The organism is Mycobacterium sp. NTMscope_MAC_269 (genome assembly GCF_976985695.1).
In genome coordinates, this window is sequence record NZ_OZ335668.1 from 4,685,334 (window position 1) to 4,709,641 (window position 24,308).

The following is a 24,308-nucleotide window of genomic DNA, read 5'->3' on the forward strand; positions in this document are numbered from 1 at the left end:
TGGCGAGCCCCACCGCCGTTGGACACGGACACTACCAGCGGCAGCCGCTAGCTGGGCCCTGCCAACGAAAGAGGCGCCACGGCGACAACGACATACTTCTCACCGCGCGTAATATCCGGCAAAGCGGCGAGACTAGACGATGGCCTCTCAGGACGACCTGAAAGCTCTCGTACACCAATATCTGAGGAGCGGCAGTGGACGAAGACTGTCTGAAGCTCACCACGTATCTGGCCGAGCGCCGGCGGACCAGCGACGGCTTTGTCTCCGACGTCCTACTCGGCCTATACGCGCGGCACCGCATCGCTTGTAGCGTGGTGTTGCGCGGCATCAGCGGTTTCGGCACCATGCGCCGTTTTCGCACCGATCAGTCGTTGACGTTATCCGAGGATCCACCGGTGGCGATCTTCGCGGTCGACACCAGGACGAAGATCGAGCCGCTGCTCGACCCTGTGCTGTCCATCAAACAGCGAGGCCTGGCGACCCTGGAGCGCGCACGGCTGCTGCGCGAAGACATCGTTCCCGCCGAACTCCCCGAGGATCTGCGTGAATCCGTCAAGTTGACGGTTTACGTGGGGCGCAAGGAACGCGTCTACGGGGTGCCGGCCTACATCGCCATCTGTGATTTGATGTATCGACGCCGAATTGCAGGCGCGACAGTGCTTTTGGGTGTCGACGGCGTCGCTCACGGGGAACGCCAACGTGCCCATTTCCTCAGCCGAAATGCCGATGTGCCGATGATGATCGTCGCCGTCGGGTCCGGTGAGCACATCGGTCGGGTATTACCGGAGCTCGGGGGGTTACTCCACCGGCCGATGTTCACTCTCGAACGGGTCCGCGTCTGCAAGCGCGACGGTGAGCTACTGGAGCGACCGCACGCCCTGCCGGGGATGGACGAACATGGCTTGCCGCTATGGCAGAAGCTGACGATCTACACCTCCGAGTCGGCACACCACGGCGGTATGCCGATCCATCGCGCAATCGTTCAGCGGTTACGCAAGGCCAAGACCGTCGATGGCGCCACCGTGCTCCGCGGCGTTTGGGGTTTTCACGGCGACCACCAGCCCCATGGCGACAAGCTGTTCTCGCTGACGCGTCGCGTGCCCATCGTGACCATCGTGATCGACACCCCGGCCAACATCGCCGAATCTTTCGCCGTCATCGACGAATTGACGAGCGAAGAGGGACTCGTCACCAGTGAAATGGTGCCCGCGTTGGTCTCCGACGAGGACGACGGCGGGCACGGGCCACCGCGAATGGCCCAGCACCGCTACTAGATGGCGATCGCGAAGCGGGTCGCCGCCATCGGGATAGTCAGCCGGCGACCGAGGCATCGTAGATCGACTGGATCGCCTTGTCCAGCGTGGTGTTGAACTGCTCGTCGGACTGGTCGACCGAGAGCCCCTCGGTGAGCGCCCGGCTGAAGCTGGCGATCAGGCCGGCGTTCTTGGCCAGCAGCTCGTTGGCCTCCTCGCGCGAGTAGCCACCGGAGAGCGCGACCACCCGCATCACCTTCGGGTGTTCGATCAGCGGACGGTAGTAGTTGGCCTCGGTGGGCAGGCTCAGCTTGAGCATCACGCGCTGGCCGTCGGGCACACCGTCGAGCTGCTTGGTGATCTCGTCGCGCAGGATGGCCTCGGCCTCGGCCTTGTCCGAGATCGAGATGGTGACCTCCGGCTCGATGATCGGCACCAGCCCGTGCGAGAGCACCTGGCGGGCGACCTCGAACTGCTGGGCGACCACGGCGGCGATTCCCTCGGCGTTGGCGCCGCCGATCACCGACCGCTCCTTGGTGCCGAACACGCCCTTGCTCACGGCCCGCTCCAGCAGGTCGTCGAGCCCCGGCATCGGCTTCATCAGCTGGACGTCGTTGGACGCGTCCGCCAGCCCCTTGTCGATCTTGAGGATCGGCACCACACCCTTGGTCTCCCAGAGGTAGGTGGTCGACGGCTTGCCCTCGATCTCCCGGTCCATGGTCTGTTCGAACAGGATCGCCGCCAGCACCCGGTCACCGGTGAACGACGGCGCGGTGATGATCCGCGAACGCATCTCGTGGATGAGGTCGAACATCTCCTTGTCGGAGGAGTACGCGCTGTCCTCGATGCCGTACAGGCGCAGCGCCTTCGGCGTCGAGCCGCCGCTCTGGTCGAGCGCCGCGATGAATCCCTTGCCCGACGTCATCCGGTCCGCTTGCTGCTGGTTCGACATTGAACTCTTCACTCCCTCGTAATGGGCACACCCGGCCGGAAAGACCACGCGCGCTCAAGCCTGAATCGTGCCGATCATATTCGGCCAGCCCCGACGGGGGCAGGCAGGCCATCGGTCCGGGGTCGACCCGCGCCCCATCGCGGCGCCGACAATCGTCCAGCATTTTGGGCCGCGGTCGCCGCGTGTCCTACCATTGACCAAACACTTGTATCTGTATCTGCACAATCAGCGCAGATCGACGGGGCGCATCTCCTCCGTAGGCAAGCGTGTTCCCGAGGGGTTCAGCAGCAGCCCCCGGATATGGCAGTGGCTGTACGAGAGCTAGCGGTGTCCCACACGGGACCGAATGTGAGTGATGGACCATGGGCGAACAAACCGGCGACGTCGTCGATCCAACCGCTTTTGAAGTGGGCAAACACCAGGTAGATCAGGCGGTCGTACTCACCGTCTCGGGTGAGGTGGACATGCTCAGCTCGCCGCAGCTGGCTGAAGCCATTCAGACCGCGCTGGCCACCAAGCCCGCCGCGCTGATCGTCGACCTGTCGAAGGTCGGTTTCTTGGCCTCGGCGGGGATGACCGTGCTGGTCACCGCGCAGGCGGAGGTCGAACCGCCGACGAAGTTCGCGGTCGTCGCCAACGGCTCGGCCACGAGCAGGCCGATCAAGTTGATGGGGATCGACAGCGTCCTCGCGCTCTACAGCAGCCTGGACGGCGCGCTGAGCGGTATCACCGGGGAATGATCCCCGAGAAGAATGAGGACACATCTCGGGACGATGGGCCGCTCGGATCAGCCTCATAACCTCTCGGACGTCGATGACCGCACCCTTTTCGTGCGAACGCGTGTGGCGGCCGATGCGCGCAGCGCCACCCGGACCCGCGCCGAATTCGGGGCGTGGCTGAACCGGTATTTCTCGCTGTGCGCCGACCGCTTCAGTGACGTGCTCCTCGCGGTGAACGAAGCGATCGCCAATGCTGCGGAGTTCGCGTACGTCGACGCGGCGCATCGCGGGACGGTCGATGTGAGGGCGACCTACGACGGTGACGCCGACACCCTCGCCGTGACCGTCGACGATCGCGGCCGGTGGCGGCAGAAGGTGGCCGCGCCGCGCCGCCGGCAGATGCGTGGCCGTGGCATCCCGCTGATGGAGGCGCTCGCCGACGAAGCGGTCATCGACCGCAGCCCGCAGGGCACCCGCGTCACCTTGACCTGGACCGACCTGACCCGCTCCCCCTGCAACGCCTGAACGCGGCTGACTATCCGGCCAGGACCTGCGCAATACGGTCTTCGCGGGGCAGCACCGGCCCGTCGTCGAGGCGTTCGTCGATGCCGAGATCGCTGAGCCCGGCTTTGGTCATCAGCGAGGTGCCGTAGGCGGCGAGCACGAGTTTTTGATCATCGCTGTGGCCGTCCTCGACGAGCATCGCGCCGATCAGGCAGATAACGGCCATCTTGAAAGCGTTGAACGCCCGGTACCACGGCCGGTTGACGACGTGGATCCCGCTGACCGATTCGTAGTGCGCCAGCAGGGCCTCGATGGACGGGGCCGCGGGGTGGCTGTTGATGCCGACCGGCTGCATCCACAGCATCTCGAGCCAGCCGATGTCGGTGAGCGGGTCGCCGACGGTCGTCATCTCCCAATCGAAGACGGCGCTCACCTCACCGGCGGTGAAAGCGAAGTTGCCCGGTTTCGCGTCGCCGTGCACCAGCGAAACCGTGGGGCACGGGTCGGGCTTGCCGGCGAGCAGGGCCTCATGGAGGCGTTCCAGGGCGGGCAGACGGTCGCGCTTGACCCGGTTCATCTCCGCGGCCCAATGGCTCAGATCGCGGTCCAGGTGGCTGGCGCCATCGTCCAGGGTGTCCAGCCCGGTCCGGGTGAGGTCGACGGCATGAATGGCGGCCAGTTGTTCGACCAGGCTCTGGCACATCCGGACCACCGTGTCGCCGGCGGCGCCGGCGGGCGGTTCCATTTCGTACACGTCTCCGCCGACCCGCTCCATCACGAAGAACGGCCGGCCGAGTACCTCGCCGGTCGGCTCGAGCCACAGCGCCCGCGGGACCCGGACCGGGGTGTCCGCCAACGCGCGCAGGATGGCGAACTGGCGGGCGAGGTCGTAGGGCTCCAGCAGCGCGGGCGGTTTGGGCCGCAGCCGCAACACCACGTCGTGCCGTTCGTCGCGCCCGCCGCGCCGGGTGACGACGCTGAGCGTCATCATTTCGGCCGAGTGGCCGAAGCTCACCCGGTCGATGCCCTCGAGACGGACGTCATCGGCATCGGGCACCTGGGCGCGCACCCAGTCGGTCAACCGTCGTTCCATTTCGGCACCCAGCATCACTGCCGAACGCCTTCGCTGTCCGCCGGCAAGCGTTCGACCGGCGTCTTGTCCTGGGTGAACGCCGACATGTCCATCGCCGTCCAGTTGGGGTAACGGGCGTAGCCCTGCCCGCCCATCAGCAATTCGAAGATGCCCCAACCGGTGTCACCGTCTCGCTCGAACCGCATCAGTTGGTCGAGCGCCATCGATTTGCCCTCGGTCTCGGACAACTGGTCGGGATCGCTGCTGTCCCAAGCGAAATGGATGAAGTAGGCACCGCCGCCCAGGTCCTCGTATTGACAGTGCGCCATCGGCAGCCCGTAGTAGGCGTTGACCTGTTGCTGGGTCGCGTCGGCGGTCACGCGATGGGTGTTGCCGTCTTCGTCGGTGAACACGAGCACCGCGCGGGTGGGTCGCTTGCGGTCGCCGTCGAATTCGACGTCGTGGTCGATCTTGACGAATCGTTTCGACAACCTCCCGTCCGCGTAGGTGATGCCCCCGTCGACGTAATTAACTGTGCCGTCAGCAGTTTCGATGATCCACGCTTCGATGGCATGGTCGTCGAACCCGGCGTCGAGCCACAACCAGAAGTCGATCTTGTCCGAGACCCGCACACCGAAGGTGCGATCGCGGCCGCCGTGAAAGCCGTCGACGCTGAACCGTTCCCCGTCAATCGTCACCCAGCCGCTCCAGCGCCCGGGCTCTTTCATGTGGTACATGTCGGCCAACATCTGGCCGTCCTTGCCGTGCACCTTCATGGGCAACAGCTCCCACATCGGGGCCGTCGGTTCGTAGTAGAGCTCCCATTCGATTCCGGAGTTGTTGGGCTCGACGTCCAGCCGCCACCTCTTCAGGGGCTCGACGCAGGTCCAGCGCATCGGCCCGGCGTTCAAATCGCCGCGGTCGTCCCCGGTGACGGGCCGGCCGGACAGCAGGTCCCAGTGCCGGCCGTCGGCGAGGCTGACCTTGACGTAGCCCAGGCCGGTGCCGGTGTTCGGGTTGTTGCCGTAGCCGCTGGCCAGCAGCATGGTGCCGTCCGGCGATGCGGCGAAGAAGTAGCACCGATCCGACCACGTCGGGTCGGGGTTGTGCACCTGGTCGAAAGTGGCCGGAAGCTGGTGGGTGAACGATTCATCCGCGGCGGAATACGCCATCAATCAGCCTTTCTGGCGAGGTTCGTCGTTGCGGTGCAAGGTGTTTCATGGTCGGATCCCAAACAGGTCCGATGGGCATCCGATACCGAAGTAGCGCAACGCATCCCGTAGCATCCCCGCCATGGAACCGAGCCGGCGGTGGGGCGACGACCGCGCGATCCTCGACGACGAGGAGGCCCGTAGACGGATCCTGGATGCCGCCGGCCGCTGCATCGTCCGGCGCGGCAATACCCAGTTCCGCATGGGCGAGGTCGCCGACGAGGCCGGGGTGTCGCGCTCGACGGTGTACCGCTATTTTCCCGGCCGCGACGATGTCCTGTTGGGGTTGATGCTGTCGCGCGTGGACACCGCGCTCGGCGAGCTGGTGCGCTCGCTGCCCGCGCCCGACGATCCCGTTCGATCGGTGCCCGAGATGGTGCTGGCACGGGTGGAGTCGGTGGACGGCAACCCGCTGAACGAAGCGCTGTTCGCGGCCGAGAGCACCGCGGTGGCCTCTGCGCTGGAGAAAGGTTCCGAGCCGATCGTCGAGCTGCTGTTGCGGCATTACGGGCCGTTGCTGGAACGCTGGAAAGCGGCGGGGCTGCTCTACCCCGACGTGGACTTTCGGTCGATCGTCCAGTGGTTGCACAGCACGACCCTGTTTCTGCTGGCGCCCTCGTGGCGCCACCGACCCACGGCCGACAAACGCGAATTCGTCGAACAGCTCGTGGTGAGGGCCCTGGTTCCACAGATCAGACAATAATCGTATATTGTCTGATGTCCAGACGTTGATTGGTTTTCTTCGCCGGCGTTGGTGTTGATGACGTAGCAGCGGGGGCGTACGGAAAACCGGGATGGATGGACATGAAATCTCCTGTGGGACAAGCCTTCTCCTTCCTTGGTCTGGCCGCCCACCTGGGCCGGGGCGCGGGCCGGGTGGCGACCGATGCGGCGGTGGGCGGCCGATTCGGCTTGCCACGGGCGGTCGAAGAGATCGACCCGGCGGTCCTTTCCCGCGTCATGGGGACCACCGTGCGGTCGGTCCGCGTGCTGAGCAGGGACGCGGGCACGTCCTCGCGGGGCCGGCTGGTGCTGACCGGCAAGGACGTTCCGGAGTCGGTGTTCGTCAAGGTCGCGGCGAAGACGGCCGCGACCCGCCTGATGGGTGAGCTCGGCCGGCTCGGGCACACCGAGGTGCGCTTCTATCGCCAGCTCGCGCCGCAGGTCATCGGCGTCCCCTACTGCTACGGCGCGGCGTTCGATGCGTGGACGGGCCGGTACCTGCTGGTGCTGGAAGATCTCCCGGCCGAGTCGTGCGAGTTCCCGGACACCTTGCACCCGCTGTCGACCGACCAGGCCAGCCTGATCGTCGAGCTGCTGGCCGAGCTGCACGCCACGTTCTGGGGGCGGCTGCCGCGCGACGGGCGCGGACCCTTGGGCTGGCTGTACACGCCGTCGGGCGACGTGACCTCCTTGTTGACCGGCTCGCTCATGCACACCTCGATCAAGCGGCTCGCCGACCGCACCACGATCCCGGTTCAAAACGGAGCGTTCATCGCCGACAACTACCGCGCCGTCGCCGCACTCATCGACACTCCCCCGCACACCGTCATGCACGGCGATGCCCACCCCGGCAACATGTACTTCCACGGCGGCAAGGCCGGACTGCTGGACTGGCAGGCCGTGCGACGCGGGCACCCCAGCCGCGAGCTCGCCTACACCCTGATCACCAGCCTGACCCCGGAGGACCGTCGGGCCAGCCAACGCGATCTCCTCGACGACTACCGCCGGGCTTTGGTGGCCGCCGGCGGCCCCGAACTGGACCGCGACGACCTGTGGCTGCGGTTCCGCCAGGGCGCGCTGTACGCCTATGCCGCCCCGCTGATCACCACCGGGATGGGCGGAATGCAGGTCGAAGGCATCGCCATGGAAGGCCTGAGCCGGGGGGTCGCCGCGCTCGACGATCTGGAAACCGTCGCGGCCCTGAAGAGCTCTCTGTAGGACCGGCGAATTCGGCTGAAGCTATTGCCTTCGCGGCGCCACGAGTTACGCTACCTACCGTAGCGAAATGCTGCCGCGCCTTCCGCTCAGCCCTCCGAGACAGCCCACGGCGGCGAAGAGGAGTCTCATGTTCGACCTGAAAATCACCGGTGGAACCATCGTCGACGGCACGGGCGCCGAGCGCTACCGCGCCGACATCGGCATCAAGGACGGCAAGATCGTCGACGTCGTTCGTCGCTCCGCCGACGGCCCCACGCTGGCCGGGGAGGCCGCCGAAACCATCGATGCGACAGGGCATGTGGTGGCTCCCGGCTTCGTCGACATCCACACCCACTACGACGGCCAGGTGACATGGGACGGCTTGCTGGAGCCGTCCAGCGGCCACGGCGTCACGACGATCGTGACCGGCAACTGCGGTGTCGGCTTCGCGCCCGTGCGGCCCGGCACCGAGCAGTGGCTGATCGAACTGATGGAGGGTGTCGAAGACATCCCGGGCACTGCGCTGACCGAGGGCATCACGTGGGGCTGGGAAACCTACCCCGAGTACCTCGACGCGATCGGCAAGCACAAATTCTCCGTCGACGTCGGCAGCCAGGTGGCCCACGGCGCGATCCGCGCCTACGCGATGGGCGAGCGGGGCGCCCGCAACGAGCCCGCCACCCCCGACGACATCGAGGCGATGGGCCGGCTGGTTCGCGAGGCGATCGAAGCCGGCGCGCTCGGCTTCTCGACGTCGCGCACGATGGGGCACCGCGCCATGGACGGCGAACCCGTACCGGGGACGTTCGCCGCCGAGGATGAGCTGTTCGGCCTCGGTCGCGCCATGGCCGCAGGCGGCCAGGCGGTGTTCGAGCTCGCCCCGCAGGGCGCCGCGGGCGAAGACATCATCGGCCCCAAGAAGGAACTGGCCTGGATGCGGCGGCTGAGCGGCGAGATCGACCGGCCGGTATCGTTCGCCCTCATCCAGGTGGACGCCGACCCGAACCTGTGGCGCGAAATGCTCGACCTGTCCGCCGACGCACACGCCGCGGGCGCGCGCCTGTACCCGCAGATCGCGGCGCGCCCGTTCGGCATGATGATCGGATTCCAGGGCCACCACGGCTTCAGCCACCGCCCCACCTACCGTCGCCTCAAAGCGGAGTGCGGCCGCGAGGAGCTCGCGCAGCGACTGGCCGACCCCGCGGTGAAGGCGGCGATCCTGTCCGAGGACGACCTGCCCGCCGACCCCACGTTGCTGTTCGACGGGATGTTCGCCCTGGTGCAGCACTCGCTCGGGCGGCTATACGCGCTCGGCACTCCGCCCGACTACGAGCCCACCCCGGACCGCACCGTCGCGGCTATCGCCAAGGCCCGCGGCGAGGACCCGCTGTCCACGCTGTACGACCTCATGCTCGAGTCCAACGCGACCAACATGCTGATGCTGCCGCTGTTCAACTACGCCGACGGCAACCACGACGCGATCCGCGAGATGATGCTCCACCCCGCCGGCGTGCTCGGGCTGTCCGACGGCGGCGCCCACTGCGGGATGATCTGCGACGCGTCCTACCCGACGTTCTTGCTCACGCACTGGGCACGCGACCGGCACCGCGGCGACAAGCTGTCGCTGGAGTACGTGATTCGCAAGCAATCCCGCGACACCGCTCACCTGTTCGGCCTCACCGACCGCGGCACCATCGAGCCGGGCAAGAAGGCCGACATCAACGTCATCGACATGGACGCCCTGACCCTGCACCCGGCGGCGATGGCCTTCGACCTGCCGGCCGGCGGCAACCGAATCTTGCAGGGCGCCAGCGGTTATGCGGCGACCATCGTCAGCGGGACCGTCACCCGCCGCAAGGACGTCGACACCGGGGCCCGCCCCGGGCGCCTGGTCCGCGGAGCGCGCTGAGAGCTCCGCCCGATGGCAACGGCTGGCAACCCGGCGCGCACCCGCTCGCACGTCCAGGAGGATGCGATCGGCACCCCGCCAAGGAGCCCGACGCTGGTGCCGGCCGAGCGTTACTACTCTCCCGCGTTCGCCGCGCTCGAGGTCGAGCGGATGTGGCCCAGGGTGTGGCAGCTGGCGTGCATGGTGGACCACATCGCGGCACCCGGCGACTACTTCGAGTACCGCTGCGGGCCGTACGGGGTGCTGATCGTGCGCGACGACGACGGGGAGATCCGCGCCTTTCAGAACGTGTGTCGGCATCGCGGCAACTCGCTGTGCACGGGCTCGGGTTCGGGCCTGCGCGAGCTCAAGTGCGGCTATCACGGGTGGACCTGGGACCTGGCCGGCGCGCTCAAACGGGTGCCGAACCGCAAGGGCTTCGGCTCGCTGCGCATGTCCGACTTCCCGCTGATACCGGCCCGCGTCGCGACGTGGGCGGGACTCGTCTTCGTCAACCTCGACCCGGGCGCGGTGTCGTTGCTCGAGTACCTGGAGGCGGTGCCCGACGACATCGCCTGGTGCCACCTCGAGGACTTTCGCTGCTACGCCACGCTCACCGTCGACGTCGACGCCAACTGGAAAACCATCGCCGACGGCTACAGCGAGACCTACCATATCCAGACCCTGCACCCCGAACTGCTGCGCTGCGTCGACGATATCCATGCGCCGCAACAGATTTGGGGTCACACCGGCAAGTCCGATCAGCCCTACGGCGTGCAGAGCCCGCGCCTGGACGGCGCGCTGAGCGACGAAGAGGTGTGGGACGCCTACGTCTACACGCAGGGAGCGCTGATGGGCGCGGCCGAGGGCACGCCCTTCCCCGCCGACGAACGCCGGCCCGGGCAGACGGTGGCCGACCTGATCGCCGAGCGCACCCGGGCCTTCGCCGCGGGCCGCGGCGTCGATCTCGACTGGGCCGACACCGACCGAATGACCCGATTGCACCAGTACAACGTGTTTCCCAACATGACCTTGTTAGCCAACGCCGACCACCTCACGGTGATGTGTTCACGCCCCGGCGCCGACCCCGACAAGGGCGAGCTGGTGATGTTCCTGATGACCCGGATGCCGCCGGGCGCGCCGCGCGCCAAGCCGACCGATGTGCGCATGGCCGCAGAGGCGGCCGAGCCGGGCATCGTGCTCACCCAGGACATTGCGGTGCTGCCCGGGTTGCAGCGCGGCATGCACCAGCCCGGGTTCACGCACTTGGTGTTGTCCAGCGAGGAACGCCGAGTGATCAACATGCACCGCAACCTGGAGCGCTACCTCGATTTGCCGGCCGCCGAGCAAATGAGCGGCGGCGCGGCGAAATGACCTCTCGCAACATAATTCGTGTACACACGGCCAAAGTGGCCCCGGGCGATTTAGAATCCCGCTTGTGATGACCCCGTCTTACCCCTGGGGGGACGATCGAGGGCAACTTTCGCGTCAGCTACGGCTGCCGTATCACACGCTTCGCCGACGGCGAGCGCGACGTCTGTGCCACAGTTTCGAACGGGTGGGTGTTCGAACGGCACCGGAGCGGCTGCGGGAAATGCTGGCGGGTGCGCCGCTGGCCGCTCATGAATTGATCAACGTGAACTTCGCGTTGATCGCGATTCAGCTCGACCGCGAGTCTCGTGCCGCGCGCTACAAGAGGCTCAAGCAACGCGGCACCCGTTCGCTCATGTTCGCGGGCCTGGTCATGGTGGTGCTGAACTTCCTCGTGTGCATGGCCTACCTCCTGCTGAACCTTGCGGAGCCGTCGGCCCCGCTGTAAGCCGCCGTAGGTTTCAGCGCGGGGCGACGATGCCGTTGTCGTACGCGTAGACGATCGCGGCGGCACGGTCGCGCAAGTCGAGCTTGCCGAAGATCCGCCCGATGTGGCTCTTGACGGTGACGCCGGAAATGCAGAGCTCGCCGGCGATCTCGGTATTGGACAGGCCCTGGCCGATCAACGTCAGCACGTCGAGCTCGCGGGTGGTCAGCTCGGCGATCGCGGTGCCGCGCGGGCCGGGGGCCGCTTTGCGATACGTGGAGAGCACCCGCGAGGTCACCGCGGGATCCAGGTAGCTGTCGCCGCGGGCGACCGCGCGCACCGCGCGGATCAGCTCCTCGGCGGAGGAGTCCTTGAGCACGAAGCCGGCCGCGCCGGCGCGCAGCGCCCCCGACAACAGCTCGTCCTCGTTGAAGGTGGTGAGCGCAAGCACCGGCGGCCTGCCGCCCAGCCTGCGGGTGGCCTCGATGCCGTCGACCCGGCGCATCCGCAGGTCCATCACGACGACGTCGGGGCGGTGCTCGGCCACCGCCGCGGGCACCTCGTCGCCGTCGGCACACTCCGCGACGATGACGAAACCGTCCTTGCGGCGCAGGATCCGGCGCAGGCCCGAACGCACCAGGTCTTGGTCGTCGACCAGCAGCACCGTGGTCTCGGGTGCGGGGTCGGTCATTGCTTGCACCACCACGGGCGCCAGGTGCTGTCACCTTCCTGCAGCGGTATCTCCGCGCACACCGACCACCCGTCGCGGGTCGGGCCGGCGTCGAGCGCGCCGCCGAGCAGGTCCACGCGCTGACGCATGCCGCGCAGCCCGCGCCCCTCCGTCGACCGCGCAGCAACGACCGCGGCCGGCACCAGGTTGCTGACGGCGAGCCGCGCCGAGGCCGACGAAATATCGAGCACCACACTGGCTTTCGATTCGGGCGCATGCTTGGCGATGTTGGCCAACGACTCCTGGGTGATGCGATAGAGCGCGAGGCCGACCGCGGGCGACACGTGATCAGTGGATCCTTCGACGCACAGCGTGACGCCCAGGCCGGCTTGCTGAAAACCTTCGACGAGCACCGCGACGTCGTCGATGCCAGGTTCGGGCGTGGTCTGAGCCGTCTTTGTCGGCCAATTGTCGAGCAGCCCGACTGTACGGCGGATGTCGGCCATCGCCTGCCGCCCGAGCTTCTCGGCCTGTTCCAGCGCATCGACCGCGTCGTCGACGTCGCGATCCTGCTGCAGCGCGCGGCGCGCACCGGTCACGTGCAACAGGGTGATGCTGAGCGAATGCGCGATGACGTCGTGCACTTCGCGCGCGATCCGGCGCCGCTCGTCGGCGACGGCGTGCTCTGCCAGTGCCTCTTGTGCCGCGATCTGTTCGGCCAGCAGCAGCCGCTGCGTCCGCATCAGGTAGCCGAGCAGCCAAGCCACCGCGATGAAACCCAGGTACAGCGCCACCGCGTCGAGGCGGTGCAGCGCGGACGCGGTGAGCAACATCGCGGCCGCGGATGCGGTGGCCAGGAAGCCGCCGAGGATCGATGCCAACGTCGCGACGGACAAAACCATCAGGACCAACAACGCGGGTGCGAAATCGGCGTGAATGGGCGTCGATGTGGCGAAGAGCGTCAGCGCGGCGGCCGCCGACCAGGCCGCCCACAACGGCCCCGGGATGATCTTCATGTTGAAGACGAAGAACATCACCTCGGGCGACAGGGCCAGGGCGAACGCCGTGAGCGCCACGGGCCAATCGGAGACGGGCCGCTGCAGCGTCCCGATCACGCCGCCGAATACGAGGGCGGCATCGACGGCGATCAGCGACGTCCACGTGACGCCGACGGGAATCAGCTCGCTGCGTCGGCGAAGCTGCTCCCGCACGTGATCCGCTGCGGCGCGCAACATCGTCCAATCCTAGAAGAGCCCCGCGCCTCCCCACATCCTCCTGCGGACGGCACCCGTCTCCGCCCCTGGTAGGAGACAAAGACTGCACTTCGGCACGACGCGCGGGGGCGGCCGTTTTCCTAGCGTCGAGTCATGACATGGACACTGCTGCACGACCGCATGGCCTTCATGGCCGAAGTCATCAAGGCCGCCGAGACGGACCCCCAGGCGGCACTTGTGTTGATCGACAACTCATCCGAGGTGCCCGAGCTATTCGGCGACGCGGAGGGCCTGATGCTTTCGCTCGGCCAGCGCTGGATCACCATGCTGGTGGCCAAGCTGGACCAGGCGGCCCACGAGGGCGCGTCGGCCGAACAAGTGCGGGCCGATCTCGAGGCCGCCGAGCCCGGCCTGCACGCGCTGGTGAGGATCGGGTCACGCCGCTCCGTCCGGGTGCGATCGCTGTCTCGTGGCGAACATGTGGCCGTGGGCCTCTTCGGCGGGCCCGCCGGAGATCGGCAGACCGTTGCATGACCGGTCGGGGATCCTTGCGCGGCTGACCGGTCGGTACGCGGCCCTGGTCGTCGGCCTCTGGGTCTTGGTGGCGGGTGCTGCCAATCTGGCGGTGCCCCAACTGGAACGAGTCGTCGACTCCCACGCCCGATCGTTCATGCCGCCGACCGCGCCGAGCGCGGTGGCGGCCGCCCGGGCCGCCCAGCTGTTCAACCAGACGCCCAGCAACAACTTCGTTTACGTTGTGCTGGAACGCAATCAGCGGCTGACGCCGCACGACCGCCAGTTCTATGACGCGCTGACGACGGCGCTGGGTGCCGATCACCGTCACGTCTATGCGGTCACCGACCTCTGGTCACAGCCCGCGACGGCCGCAGGTGCGCAGAGCGCGGACGGCCGGGCCGTCAGTGTGATGGTGCGACTCGCCGGGATGCTGGGAACCTCGCAGGCGCGCGATTCGGTGAATTCCGTGCGCGCCGCCGTCCAGAAGCTTTCGCCGCCGGCCGGTCTGGAAGTGCATGTCACAGGCCCCGGGGCCACGATCGTCGACGAATTCTCCGCGATCGACCGGCAGATGCTCGGAATCACCGCCGCTACCATCGGTCTCATTCTGCTGTTGTTGCTGACGGTATACCGCTCGCCGGTGGCCGCCGCGATACCGCTGATCTCGGTCGGACTTGCGCTGGCCCTCGCACGTGCCGTCGTCGCCGCGCTGGGCCAGGCCAATATTGTTGAAGTGTCGCTGTTTTCGGTGGCGCTCATGGCGGCCATGACGCTGGGTGCCGGCACCGACTACGCGATCTTCCTGGTCGGTCGCTATCACGAAGGACGCCGTCGCGGTGTCGCGCCGGGCCAGGCGTTGACGCAGGCCTACCGTTCCATCGCGCCCGTCGTGATCGGATCGGCGCTGACCGTGTCGGTGGCACTGGCGTGCCTGGTGTTTGCTCACGTCGGCTCGTTCCGCAGCGCCGGATTGCCCTGTGCCATCGGCATTCTGACGACCATGCTGGCGGCGCTGACCCTGACGCCCGCGCTCATGGCGGTGGCCGTGCGACGCGGATACCTCGAACCGCGGCCGTCGAGAACAGCGCGGCGTTGGCGTCGCGTCGGCACCGCCGTGGCCCGCTGGCCCGGCCCGATCCTGGTCGCCGCGCTGGGACTGACCCTTTTGGTCGCGCTGCCGCTGGCCGGCATGCGCGTCGGCTTCAACGAACCCGCCGCCACACCGTCGTTCACCGATTCCAACCGCGGCTATGCCGGCGCCGACCGGCATTTCGCGCCGAACGCCTTGTTGCCCGATGTCATCGCGGTCGAGGCCGATCACGACCTGCGGAACCCGGCCGGATTGATCGCCATCGAGCGAATCACCCGCCACATCATGGCCGTCCCGGGTGTGCGTGCGGTGCAGTCCGCCAGCCGCCCCGACGGCAAGGTGCCCGAACAGGCCACCCTCAGCTATCAGGCCGGCGTGCTCGGCCGCCAATTCGGCGACACGATCGATTCGTTGACCCAGCGTCTGCAGCGGGTTTCCGAATTGGATGGCGCGCTGGCACAGACCCAGGCCGCCGTCGACGGCCTCGGCGACGGCTTACGCGGCGGCAGCGCGGGATTGGCCGACATGTCCGGCGCCGCCACCGACATGCGCGCCGGAATGGACGGATTGCAGCGCAACGTCACCACGGTGTCGGGCTACCTCGACCCGCTGCGCGACTTCGTCGTGCGGACCCCCGACTGCGCCGTCAATCCGATCTGCTCGACGGTGGACCGGGTGCTGCAACCCGTCGACAGCCTGGTGCAGACCTCCTCGCAGCTCGATGCCGGCGCGACGAAACTGACCAGTGGATCGAGCACGGCCGCAGCCGCGATGGCCGGCCTGCCGCAAAGCGTGACGGCAATGAAAGACGCGTTGGGACAGGCGCGATCCGCCACTCGCGACCTCCTGAGCCTGACGGACACCCTCGGGCCGCAGATGCGTCAACTCACCGATTACATGAACGAGATCGCCACGCAATTTCAGGGCAGCGCCGCGGCGGATTTCTACATGCCGCAGCGCGCCCTGACCGACCCCCGGTACGCCGCCGTGCTGCGCCACCTCATCTCCGAGAACGGCCGCTCCGCTTACCTTCTCGTCTACGGCGGCGGGTCGGAGTGGGGCGCCGACGGCGCCGACCGCGCGGACAAGGTCCACGCCGCCATCAAGGAGGCCACCAAGGAAGGCACGCTGACGCCGGTGGAGGTCGACCTCGCCGGCGTCGGGCCGGTGACCGCCGATCTGCAGCGCTTCGTCGCGAGTGACACCACCCTGCTGGTCGGCGCCGCGCTGGTGTTGATCTTCTTGATCGTCACCGCGATGCTGCGCAGTCCGGTCGCGGGGCTCGTCGTCGTCGGCACCGTCGTGTTGTCCTATGCCTCGGCGATCGGTGCCAGCGTGCTGATTTGGCAGCACCTGCTCCATCAGGATCTGCATTGGGCCGTCGCCCCGATCGCGTTCATCGCGCTGATCGCCGTCGGCGCCGATTACAACCTGTTGCTGGCGTTGCGCATCAAGCAGGAAGCGGCGGCGGGGCTGAGGACAGGCATCATTCGCGCCTTCGGCGGCACCGGTGGGGTGGTGACGGTCGCCGGCATCGTGTTCGGCCTGACCATGCTGGCCTTGCTGAGTAGCAGCGTGCTCAGCATCGCCCAGATCGGCACGACGATCGCGGTCGGGCTGTTGCTCGACACCCTGGTGGTGCGGGCGTTCATCGTGCCGTCCATCGTGGCGCTGTTGGGTCGGTGGTTCTGGTGGCCGAGCCCACTCCCCCGCCGGTCCGTGGCCGCGGGGGTGAAAGCCCCTGAGCCGCAGCTGGTTACTGCGGGGATATGACCGACGACGGCAGCCCCACCAGCACGCCTTCGACGTCGCCGTCGGCGCTGACCAAAAGCCCACGACCCGGCGGTAGCGCCTGGGCGCGCACGTTGCGGTTGATCCGGTTCTGTGGGTCGTTGTCCATATAAAGCTGAGCGACTTTCGCCGAGTTCTGGAACCTGATCCACGGATCCATTTGCAGCGTCGCCCAGTTCGCGCTGTTGCGAGTGGTGAACACGTGCAGGCCGATCTGACGGGCACGCTCCATCAGCTTCCACAACGCCGCACCCACCGGAGGTTTGGGCGGGTAACTCTGATCCGGGCGCAGATCTCCGATGTCGTCGATCAGCACGAAATGCCTTGGCCCTTCCCACGGCTTGAGCGCGCGCAGCTCCTCCTGGCTCAGTCCCTTGGGGGGCAGCCGCGGCAGCAGCACCTGCTGAGCCAGCGCCGTGATCACCTCGTCGATCTCGTCCTGGTCATAGGCGTAGGCGCGCACATAGCCCGGCCCGTGCAGATCCCGCAGGCCATGCGGGGCGGTCTTGGGGTCGATCAGGGTCAGCTGTGCCTCCTCGGGGCCGAACCGATTCATGATCGCCTCACCAATTGAGACCAGTGACAAGGTTTTTCCGCAGCCCTGCCGGCCCAGGATCATCACGCCCGGGCTTTCGCGCAGTTTGATCGGGACCGGCCCCAGCTCGTGGCGTTCGCCGATGGCAAACGAGATCGACAGGTCGTCACCAATCGGGTGGGCGGCCTCGTATTCGAGGATCGCCTTGAGCTCCACCCGCTGTGGCAGCCGCTGCAGGGTTGCATGCTTGGTGACGCCGGCGACGTCCGCGATGCGCGCGCCGACGTCGACGATGCTGACCATCGCGCCGGTGGCCGGGTCGGTCAACGCCGGCACGCCGACGCGCAGCTCGTGCAGGCTGTCGGTCAGACCGAAGCCGGGGCGGTTCAGCGTCCGACGCGCCGCGTCCCGCGACTCGAGGGACGAGTGGCCCATCTGGCTTTCGCTCGGATCGGCCAACCGCAATTGGATTCGCGCCGTGGCGTTTTGCAGCAGACTTTGTCGCTGCCCGTGAATCCAGCCGCCGGCGCTGCACATCACGTGTACCCCGTATTCGGGACCGCGGCTGCTCAGCGAGATGATGCGGTCGCCCAGGACGGTGTCTTTCGAATACAAGTCGTCGTAGTCGTCCACCACCACGAAGACATCGCCGAACGGGTCGTTGGCGTCGGTGCCGCCCAGCCCGTCGCTGCCGGGCGCGAACCGGCGCTCGCGGAAACCGTCGAGGTCGATCTTGAGCCGGCGGAACGAGTCTTCGCGGGCATCGATCAACGCGTCCATGCTGCTCAAAATGCGTTCGATGCCCTCGGCGTCCTTCGGCGACACGATGTCGGTGACATGCGGCAGCGACGCGGCCTGGGCGAGGGTCGCCCCGCCGATGCAGAAGAACGTGACGCGGGCGGGGCTGTACATCGTTGCCGCCGAACACATCAGCGTCATCAAGGTGGTCGTCTTTCCGCGCTGCTTCGCGCCGACCACGATCACGTTGCTGCGCAGTGCGTCGACCGCGTGCACGATCTGCTTGGACTCCTCGGGGATGTCCATGACACCCACCGGGAACATCAGGCCCGGGTTACGCCCGTAATCGACGTGCCAGGGCTTGCCCCGGTACCCCGCGACCAGAACGTCGATCGGCTCCGGCTCTTCCAGCGGCTCCAGCCAGGGTCGGCGCGGGGAGCGGTGTGGCACGTTGTGTAACGACTCCCGCAGCACATCGACGATCTTCTTCCGCTTGAAACCGTCCTCGTAGTACAGGAATTCGTCGGGTTCGGCGTCGACGGCGGCGGCGGCTTCCAGAGCCGTGGCGTCCGCGGCGTCCAACGGCTGGAACTGCCAGTTGTAGAGCCGGGGCTTGGTCAGGGTCATGTCGACCGTCTCGGCGACTTCCTTGGTCTTCGGCACCACGAACGGGGCGGAGAGGTAGAAGCAGCGGAACGGCTCCAGATCGCGTGGCCCCACCTTCAGCAGGCCGAAGCCGTTCTCCTTCGACGGCAGGTGGTAGGCGGCGTCCGAGCCGATCACCTCGCGGCTGTCGTCACCGGACTCGGCGCGCAGCGCGATGCGGAAGGCGATGTTGGACTTGACCTTTTGCAGCGAGGACAGGTCCAGGCGCTGGCCGCCCAGCATGAAGAACACGTTGGCGCCGCGGCCTTCCTGACCGATGTGGATGATGAGGTTGATCCACTTCTCGTGGTTGGCGAACAGCTCCAGGTACTCGTCGACGATGACCAGCAGAACCGGCACCGGGGGCAGGTCGCGCCCGGCGAGCCGAATCTCCTCGTAGTCGTTGGCGTCGCGCGCGCCCACCGAGGTGAACAGCTCGTAGCGCTGCTTGATCTCACCGTCGATGACGCGGCGCATCCGCTCGGCCAGGTGGCGTTCGTCCTTGCCGAGGTTGGACAGCGCGGCCACCACGTGGGGGATGCCGAGGATGTCCTGGGCCGCCGACTCGAACTTCATGTCGACGAAGATGACGTTGAAGGTCTCCGGGGAGTGGGTCAGCGCGATGCCGTAGACCAGAGATAAGAAGAACTCCGACTTGCCCGAACCGCTGGTCCCGATGACCACGGAGTGGAATCCGAAGCCGCCGAAGTCTTTGGCGCGGATGGTGACGTTCTGCAGCTCGCCGTTGGGCTTGGCGCCGACCGGGACCTCGCACCAACGCTCGTCGCCGCGGCCGCGCCGCTCGGCCCATAGCCGGTCGACATCCAGGTCACGTGGGTCACTGATGCCGAGGGCGCGCAGCAATTCCGTTGCGCCGCTGACGGAATCGGCGATCTCGCTGCGGCTGGTCGGTGACCAGCGCGCCATCGCCCGCGCGTACCGGTAGGCGCGGTGCACGGAGAGCTGGTCGGCGTGCGCGAAGAACTTGTTGCGCACCCGCAGCAGGGGGGCCGGGCGGCCGTCTTCTCCGTCGGAGTCCGAGCCGTTCCGGTGCAGGGCGACCTCGCCGTTGACCGAGCCGTTGGGTGAGCTGTGCCGTTCGCTGAGCTCGAACACCTGGTCGGCGGCGAAGCCCACACCGGTGCCGACGCGGGAGGCGATGCGCAGCAGGGTGATTCCCGCCTTACCGACCTGTCCGACGACGCTCTCCCAGGCGTCGGGGCTGCCGGTGTTGTCGTCGACGATCACCAGGTGCGGTCCCAAATCGACGGTGTCCGTGGCGGTTTCCAGGGCCGATCCCATGGCGGTCGGGCTGGCCGCGGCCAGCGGCGTCCAGGCGCCGCGCTTGCCCTTCATGTGCAACTCGGCGCCCAGCGTCTCTTCGAGTTCCTCCGGTGTGGCGAACACCAGGCGCCGAAAACCGCACGCGTCGAACAGCTCGTCGTGCAGGTTGTGTGGCAGCCACACGATCCACGACCACACCTCGGGATTGCGCGTCACCACCATCAGCTTGACGTCGCGCGGGTTGTGGAATACCGCCAGCGAGCACAGCACCGAGCGCATCAGTGACCGCAGCCGGTCCAGGTCCTCGCCCACGAAGCTGAAGCCCGGGGCCGACCGAAGGTTCACCACCTTGGCGATATCGCGAATCTTGCGCTGCTCCAAGATGAAATCGCGCAATGCCTGCCCGGTGACGGGTTCGAGCTCCTCGTCGGAAGCGATGTCGGGCCAGGTCACCGAAAGCACCGAGTCCGGTGCGTGCTGCACGCCCGTGCCCAGCCGCGCCTCCAAAAAGTCCGCGTCGGCGCGACCGCGCTCCCACATGCGTGGGCCGCCGATGATGGCGCCCAAACCGCGTGGGTCGGAGTGCACGGAGTTCTGCCATTCGCGTTGGGCGCACACCGCGGTCTGGATTTCGTCGCGGTTGCCGTCGAGGTCGCGGAGGTAGCGGCGACGGCCCTTTTCCATTTCGCCCCAGGTGATCTTGCGGGCTCGGCCGAAGCGGCCGGAGAACGCCAGCATGCTGAACGCGCCGATGCCCATCAGCGGGAAGAACCCGGTGGTCAGGCTGCGGACCCCGGAGACGTAGAGCATGACGATGGTGCCGATGAGCGCGACGATCAGCGCCGGCACTCCGATCATCACCCAGATGTTGCGCGGCTCGCGTTCCGGCAGCGCGATGGGTGCGCTGGGTGCTACCCGAACCGGCTTCGGCGGCTCGATCTTGACGCGGTTGATGGGGAACGCTTTCTTGGACATTCTTTAGCCTCCCGGCTTCGCCGATGTCGTCACCACAGCCACCTTGCCCAGCGCCGGCACGGTGTCACGCGCTACAAGCGCTGCCTCCCGGGACAGCGCGGGACCCGACGCGAATGTCCGCAGCAGCGGCCAGGGCGCCTGCACCGCCGAACCCGGATCAAGCCCGAGCGCCCGCAGCGTCGTCTCGTCGTTGGCGATTCCGAACCGAACCCCGTTGTCGGACACCCAGAACAGCGATTCGCGAGAGTCCGAGGTGACCACGCCGCTGGTCGATGTCACGAAGTTCGCCGCGCCCGGCAACACCAGCACCTGGTTGGCGACCACCGATGCCGGGTCGCGGTCGTCGCGCACCAAGTGAACGATCCGGTTGTCGAGGTAGGACGGTGTCGGCAGTCCCCGCCCGTTATAGACCACGACGCGGGCCCGCGGATCCGTCGACGCCTTCTCCCAGCCGACGCAGGTGGTCGGATCGGCTGCGGTGTCAATGAAATTCAGGCGCTTGGTCGGGTAGTAATCGACGGCCAGCGAAGTCACCTCGGGGATGTTGACCAGCACGTCAGGGGTCACCACGCGCGGCGCCGTCGACCCGTAGGAGTTGGCGCTGCGCAACAGGTCGGCCACGAAGCTGGTGACCTTTTGCACGCCCTCGGGCAGCAGCACGTAGAACTGCTTGCCGCCGCTTGCGGTTTGGGCCTGCAGCACCGCACCCACCTGCGAACCCGAGACCCACGTCGACGGCGTCCCCGCTAGGGGCACTTGGGGGACGCCGAGCGGTTCGGTCGCCGGCAGCGCGTCATACAGGGCGCGCGAAATCTCCACCGGCAGCGTCACTCCCGGGTCGAGGCCCAGGCTGAGCGTGACCGCCCGGTTGACCGGATCGATCTGGGAGCGTTTGCCGCCCCAGATGACATAGGTGTTGCCCTCGAACGTGACCAACAGCCCGGCGTCGTCGCGCAGCGGAGTGGCGCGGTCGTAGGCGTCGAGCTGGCCGGCGATCGAGGTGACCACCGGCCTTTCCGGGCTGCGAGGGCGCCCCGCGGTGTCGCATACCGCCCAGGCCGAGGTCGCACCGCGATGGACCGGCATCGCCGCCGGAGCCCCCGGGATGCCGACCAGCGGCCCGGTCGGATATTTCGCTATCTCAGCGGGTTTCACCCATGTGGGCTGATTCGCCGTGCCCGTCGCCAGCCGTGCGGACGTCAAGTTCAGCGCCGGGTAGAGCCGGCCGTCGATCTTGGCGTAGAGCGCCCCGGAATCACGGTCGCCGATGATCGCCGAATCACCCACGATGCCAGTGGGTTTCAGCACGTTCAGCAGCAGCATCCAGCCCGACGCAATGGCCACCAGAAGTACCGACAGCACCAGTGCGGCCGTCTGCTTACGGTCGTCGTGTTTCATGCGCACCGAGAAGCGGGTGGTCGCCGCGCGCAGCCGCCGGTTGTAGAACAGGTGCCCAGAGTTCTGGTCGCGGTTAGACAAACTCAGCGGCATGCTCAGTACCCCTTGGGTGATCGGTGAGGATCGGCCTGCTGAATCCGATCGGCGAGATTCGACGCGTCGGCGGCAACGCCGTAGCGGCCCATCGCATAGTTGATGAACGCGCAGGCCTGCGCGACGAGGTTGTGGATGTCGCGCGAGGTGCCCGGTTGGTGATAGGCCGCGAACGTGGGCGCGATGAATTGCCAGGCGCCCTTGCTCGGGGTGCCCCGCGCCGCGTTGGAATCCCAATTGTTGATCGCGTTGGCGTCGTAGTTGGACTCGCGGCGGGCCACCAGATCCATGCCGCGTTCCCAGCGCGCACGCGCCGCCGGGTTATGAATGCCTTTTAAATCCAGGGCTTTACGGATGGCCGCCAACACCGCTTGGCGTCCGCTGGCTGGGTTGCCGTGTATCGTCGTCGACCGCCTGTGTCGGTAGTGCAATCGTCGCAGCCTCAGGGCGAGCAGCCTTGCGCGCCTGCGCGATCGTGCGATGTGTCGATGCTGGGTCCGCAGCCGTGCCGCCGTGCGGGCCATGGCCTCGCGCCGGCCCATCGGCGTATCGGCGGCGGGCGTCGCGTCCGACCGGGCGTCTTCGAGGACCGCCCGCGTCGCCGCCCGGCCGTGCGCGTGATCGGCCCGTGCGGCCGCGATGATCTCCCCCAGCGCCCGATCGGTGTGGCTTGAGTGGTTCAGCAGTTGTATCGAGGCGCCCGAGCGGGTCGCCGCCGCGCGCGGCAGCGTCGTGGCGTGGTGCGGTATCGCGTCCGTCTGCGCTGCCACGTCATCGATGCGGGGACTTATTGTCGTGCCGGCGAACAGATTGTGGGCGCGGGCCAACGCCGCGAGCGCTTGCATTCTCCGGGGATCGGTCATCGACTTCCCCGCCCCAATCCACCTGTGCGCCGTGACGGCGCCGCATCCTTGCCGGACACTCGAGCTAGTACTCCCACACCCTCCTGACCGCGAATTCCGCGGTCGCTGCAGACGTACCTCATAGCATGCACGTATCGACAGTTCTGCTGTCAATAACGGGCAACCCAATATGACTTGGCGCCGGTCGGCCGCGATTACGTAGCGACCCTACTGCCGGTCGTACCGCCGAACCACTCACCTGTCAGTGGGCTGCGGCTAGTCCTTGGATTCGTCCTCGGACGGCATGATCACGATCCGGCGGTTGGGCCTGTTGGTGACGACCGTCGGCTTGGCCTCGCCGGATTTGCTGCCCGGCGCGCTCGGCGGGACCGTCAGGCGGCCCTTGACCGGCTGGCCGTTGGGCACCGCCGGGGCGGTCACGCGCTTCTCGACCGGCTTGTCCTTGTTGCCAGCTTCGCCACCGGCGCCCATCGCGCCCGGCGGCATCATCGGCATCCCGGTCATTCCCGTCTGTCCGGGCATGGCGGGCATGCCGCCGGTTGCCGGCGCGATCGGTACTTTGGCGCCGGCCGGTGTGGTCGGCGGCGACGATGTCGGCACGGGCGGTGGGCCCAGCGAGCTGGCCGGAACCGTGCCGCCGCCGCCGAGGCCTGCACCGCCACCGGCTCCACCGCCCAGTCCGCCGCCGCCCGCTCCGACGCTGTCGACCAGGTGGGCGCTGTCGGCGAGGGAGGCGGCGCCGTGTGCGCCCTGAACCGCGCTCATCAGTGGCTGCAGGGCGCTCTGGCCGGCCTGCATCGCCTGCTGGGGAAGCTGAGTCATCGGGCCCATGACGCCGCCCATCGCGCCACCCATCGCACCCGTCACGCTGGACAGCATTTGCTGGATCATCTGCATCTCTTGCTGCCCGTTTGCCTCATTGGCCGGGAACTTCGCCGCGGCGTCGGCGGCATGAGCTCTGCGGTCCGCGTCTGCCGCTTCGGCATCCGCGGCGTCTTGAGGGACGCCAGTGTTGCCTGCCGCTCCGACCATCCCCTGCCCGCCGTCGGCGGGCGAGGCACCGCCCGGCGGAACAGGAAACGGCCTCGGAATGGACGCAGGTGGTCCGCTGCCTAGCCCAAAAGTGGTTGGCAAATCGGATCGGATGGGTCCGCCGGGACTGCCCACAATCTCACCTCC

19 protein-coding genes are annotated in these 24,308 nt (G+C 67.5%); 10 read left to right on the plus strand and 9 right to left on the minus strand.

Translation table 11 applies throughout. The annotated features are described in order from the left end of the window. The first annotated feature begins 194 nt into the window (after positions 1-194). Positions 195-1,274: a DUF190 domain-containing protein gene (locus tag ACZ50Z_RS22190; RefSeq protein ID WP_464485487.1), complete on the plus strand. Its 1,080-nt coding sequence runs from the start codon at positions 195-197 to the stop codon at positions 1,272-1,274. Positions 1,275-1,311: 37 nt separating this feature from the next. Here ACZ50Z_RS22190 and ACZ50Z_RS22195 read toward each other — a convergent pair whose 3' ends face one another. Further along, positions 1,312-2,205 (minus strand): fructose bisphosphate aldolase, encoded by an 894-nt coding sequence (locus ACZ50Z_RS22195; RefSeq protein ID WP_464485488.1) that lies wholly within the window; start codon positions 2,203-2,205, stop codon positions 1,312-1,314. Between the two features lie 362 nt (positions 2,206-2,567). Here ACZ50Z_RS22195 and ACZ50Z_RS22200 point away from each other — a divergent pair, with 362 nt between their 5' ends. Both ACZ50Z_RS22200 and ACZ50Z_RS22205 read left to right on the plus strand, forming a co-directional pair. Beyond that, complete coding sequence (locus ACZ50Z_RS22200) at positions 2,568-2,945, plus strand: STAS domain-containing protein (protein WP_464485489.1); 378 nt, start codon at positions 2,568-2,570, stop codon at positions 2,943-2,945. 12 nt (positions 2,946-2,957) lie between these two features. Then, on the plus strand, positions 2,958-3,449 hold the full coding sequence (locus tag ACZ50Z_RS22205) for an ATP-binding protein (protein ID WP_464485490.1): 492 nt from the start codon (positions 2,958-2,960) through the stop codon (positions 3,447-3,449). A gap of 10 nt (positions 3,450-3,459) precedes the next feature. Here the strand turns inward: ACZ50Z_RS22205 and ACZ50Z_RS22210 are convergent, their stop codons facing one another. Together ACZ50Z_RS22210 and ACZ50Z_RS22215 are read right to left on the minus strand one after the other, a co-directional pair. After that, entirely contained in the window at positions 3,460-4,536 is a 1,077-nt protein-coding gene (locus ACZ50Z_RS22210) for a phosphotransferase family protein (RefSeq protein ID WP_464485491.1), read from the minus strand. Continuing rightward, entirely contained in the window at positions 4,536-5,672 is a 1,137-nt protein-coding gene (locus tag ACZ50Z_RS22215; protein WP_464485492.1) for an Rv3169 family protein, read from the minus strand. The genes ACZ50Z_RS22210 and ACZ50Z_RS22215 overlap by 1 nt, the downstream gene beginning before the upstream one ends. 121 nt (positions 5,673-5,793) lie before the next feature. Between ACZ50Z_RS22215 and ACZ50Z_RS22220 the strand changes: the two genes are divergently transcribed. The 5 genes from ACZ50Z_RS22220 to ACZ50Z_RS22240 all read left to right on the plus strand — a co-directional run bounded on the left by ACZ50Z_RS22220 (position 5,794) and on the right by ACZ50Z_RS22240 (position 11,338). Continuing rightward, positions 5,794-6,414 (plus strand): TetR/AcrR family transcriptional regulator, encoded by a 621-nt coding sequence (locus ACZ50Z_RS22220; RefSeq protein ID WP_464485493.1) that lies wholly within the window; start codon positions 5,794-5,796, stop codon positions 6,412-6,414. Between the two features lie 101 nt (positions 6,415-6,515). Beyond that, the gene (locus tag ACZ50Z_RS22225) at positions 6,516-7,652 is read left to right on the plus strand and encodes a phosphotransferase (RefSeq protein ID WP_464485494.1); all 1,137 of its coding nucleotides are present in this window, start codon (positions 6,516-6,518) and stop codon (positions 7,650-7,652) included. A 127-nt stretch (positions 7,653-7,779) separates the two neighbouring features. Further along, complete coding sequence (locus ACZ50Z_RS22230; protein WP_464485495.1) at positions 7,780-9,540, plus strand: N-acyl-D-amino-acid deacylase family protein; 1,761 nt, start codon at positions 7,780-7,782, stop codon at positions 9,538-9,540. A 12-nt stretch (positions 9,541-9,552) separates the two neighbouring features. After that, complete coding sequence (locus tag ACZ50Z_RS22235; protein WP_464485496.1) at positions 9,553-10,893, plus strand: aromatic ring-hydroxylating oxygenase subunit alpha; 1,341 nt, start codon at positions 9,553-9,555, stop codon at positions 10,891-10,893. A gap of 184 nt (positions 10,894-11,077) precedes the next feature. Further along, positions 11,078-11,338: a hypothetical protein gene (locus ACZ50Z_RS22240; protein WP_464485497.1), complete on the plus strand. Its 261-nt coding sequence runs from the start codon at positions 11,078-11,080 to the stop codon at positions 11,336-11,338. A 13-nt stretch (positions 11,339-11,351) separates the two neighbouring features. On the opposite strand, the gene ACZ50Z_RS22245 is transcribed toward ACZ50Z_RS22240, so the two are convergent. Together ACZ50Z_RS22245 and ACZ50Z_RS22250 are read right to left on the minus strand one after the other, a co-directional pair. Further along, positions 11,352-12,008: a response regulator gene (locus ACZ50Z_RS22245; protein WP_464485498.1), complete on the minus strand. Its 657-nt coding sequence runs from the start codon at positions 12,006-12,008 to the stop codon at positions 11,352-11,354. After that, positions 12,005-13,222: a sensor histidine kinase gene (locus ACZ50Z_RS22250; RefSeq protein ID WP_464485499.1), complete on the minus strand. Its 1,218-nt coding sequence runs from the start codon at positions 13,220-13,222 to the stop codon at positions 12,005-12,007. Before ACZ50Z_RS22250 ends, ACZ50Z_RS22245 begins: the two co-directional genes overlap by 4 nt. Positions 13,223-13,354: 132 nt before the next feature. Between ACZ50Z_RS22250 and ACZ50Z_RS22255 the strand changes: the two genes are divergently transcribed. Both ACZ50Z_RS22255 and ACZ50Z_RS22260 read left to right on the plus strand, forming a co-directional pair. Further along, complete coding sequence (locus ACZ50Z_RS22255) at positions 13,355-13,735, plus strand: hypothetical protein (protein ID WP_464485500.1); 381 nt, start codon at positions 13,355-13,357, stop codon at positions 13,733-13,735. Continuing rightward, positions 13,728-16,580 carry an MMPL/RND family transporter gene (locus tag ACZ50Z_RS22260; protein ID WP_464486353.1) on the plus strand — a complete coding sequence of 951 codons (2,853 nt, stop codon included), beginning with the start codon at positions 13,728-13,730 and terminating at the stop codon, positions 16,578-16,580. The genes ACZ50Z_RS22255 and ACZ50Z_RS22260 overlap by 8 nt, the downstream gene beginning before the upstream one ends. Here the strand turns inward: ACZ50Z_RS22260 and eccCa are convergent. From eccCa to ACZ50Z_RS22280, 4 genes are all read right to left on the minus strand, one after another. Then, entirely contained in the window at positions 16,564-20,775 is a 4,212-nt protein-coding gene (gene eccCa / locus ACZ50Z_RS22265) for a type VII secretion protein EccCa (RefSeq protein WP_464485501.1), read from the minus strand. The genes ACZ50Z_RS22260 and eccCa overlap by 17 nt on opposite strands. A gap of 3 nt (positions 20,776-20,778) precedes the next feature. Beyond that, positions 20,779-22,266 (minus strand): type VII secretion protein EccB, encoded by a 1,488-nt coding sequence (gene eccB / locus ACZ50Z_RS22270; RefSeq protein ID WP_036457789.1) that lies wholly within the window; start codon positions 22,264-22,266, stop codon positions 20,779-20,781. A 2-nt stretch (positions 22,267-22,268) separates the two neighbouring features. Continuing rightward, the gene (locus ACZ50Z_RS22275) at positions 22,269-23,111 is read right to left on the minus strand and encodes a transglycosylase SLT domain-containing protein (RefSeq protein ID WP_464486354.1); all 843 of its coding nucleotides are present in this window, start codon (positions 23,109-23,111) and stop codon (positions 22,269-22,271) included. Positions 23,112-23,384: 273 nt separating this feature from the next. Continuing rightward, positions 23,385-24,161 (minus strand): hypothetical protein, encoded by a 777-nt coding sequence (locus tag ACZ50Z_RS22280; protein ID WP_464485502.1) that lies wholly within the window; start codon positions 24,159-24,161, stop codon positions 23,385-23,387. Between the last annotated feature and the right edge of the window lie 147 nt (positions 24,162-24,308).